At 58.1% G+C, this 1,345-nt stretch carries 2 protein-coding genes; one reads left to right on the plus strand and one right to left on the minus strand.

What is annotated here, in order from left to right:
• Nucleotides 1-741: precorrin-6A synthase (deacetylating) (gene cobF / locus Q7U95_RS04205; protein WP_308752102.1), on the plus strand; the 741-nt coding region annotated here is incomplete at its 5' end.
• Nucleotides 742-962: 221 nt separating this feature from the next.
• On the opposite strand, the gene Q7U95_RS04210 is transcribed toward cobF, so the two are convergent.
• The coding region (locus tag Q7U95_RS04210) for a transposase (RefSeq protein ID WP_308752104.1) at nucleotides 963-1,345 on the minus strand (383 nt) is incomplete at its 5' end.

Below are 1,345 nucleotides of genomic sequence, written 5' to 3' on the forward strand. Positions count from 1 at the left end.
ACGGGCAATCCCGATCATATCACCCGCCAAGCCGAAAAAGCGATCAATGCCTGCGATCTGATCCTTGTGCCGCTGAAAGGTGAGGACAAGGCCGATCTGGCAGGCCTGCGTCTGGCGATATGCAAATCCTGCATCACCAATCCAGGGACTCGGATCGTAACCTTTGACCTGCCGCAGCGCGATCCAGCGACCCAAGACTATCTGACACGCGTGAACGACTGGCACGACGCAATTGCCAAGCGCTGGGTCACGGCCATCGCGCAGCATCGCAACGCAGGTGGCGGTGCTCGGGTCGGGTTGCTGGTCTGGGGCGATCCATCGCTTTATGACAGCACCCTGCGCATCGCGGAACGCGTTGCCGCGAAAGTCCCACTGCATGCGCGTGTCATTCCCGGCATCACAGCAATTCAAGCGCTTTGCGCCGCCCATGCGATCCCGTTCAACGATCTTGGTGCGACGGTGCATGTCACGACTGGCAGACAACTGCGCGATCATGGCTGGCCAAAGGATGCTGAAACCGTAATCGTCATGCTTGACGCTGGCGGGGCTTTCGTATCACTTCCCGGCAAGGAATACGACATCTGGTGGGGCGCCTATGTGGGAATGAAGGAAGAGATTCTGGTTTCCGGCCCTCTAGACGCAGTTGGCGCCAACATCCTCGCAACTCGGATTCAAGCTCGCGCTGATCATGGCTGGATTATGGATATCTACCTTTTGCGAAAGCATCTTCAAAAAGTATGACCGGTCACAATACTGGCCTTCGGTGCAACAGGATGTCGGCCATGACCTGCCCCCCAGTCGTCCCTCGTTCTTAAAGAGAGTCCTTGAGGTTGATAGTTCCCGGTTTCCGTTTGGGCACCGTCGCGATCCTGGACATCGGTACTATGCACCGCGAGGGTCGTGTCTCGGATCTGGTGGAAATTCTCCGGCAATGTCCTCCGAACGGAATGATTTGCGCTTGATCAAGCGGCGAGGTCAAGGGTCATGGGCTTGATCTCTTTGTCGAGGGTTTGCCATCCATCGACCTTGCGCATGGTGATCTGGCCGGAGGCGAGCAGAGCCCAGAGGAGCATCGGCACGGTTTCGGCGCAGGGCAGCACGGCTTGGGTTTTGATCCGGCGGCGGAATTCCTCGTTCAGACGCTCTATGGCATTTGTCGTCCGCGCTGCTTTCCATTGCGACGGATCAAGGCGGGTGAAGGTGAAGAGGCGATCGCCGGCCTCTTCCAGGCTATCGGCGACAGCGCGGCACTTCAGGCGCCATTTGCGCAGAAAAGCCTTGCGACGCGTTTCCACCTCGGCTGCGGTATCGGCATAGATCATGTCGCGATAATCGTTGCTCAGCT

The sequence above is a fragment of the Candidatus Oleimmundimicrobium sp. genome (assembly GCF_030651595.1).
GTDB lineage: Bacteria > Actinomycetota > Aquicultoria > UBA3085 > Oleimmundimicrobiaceae > JAUSCH01.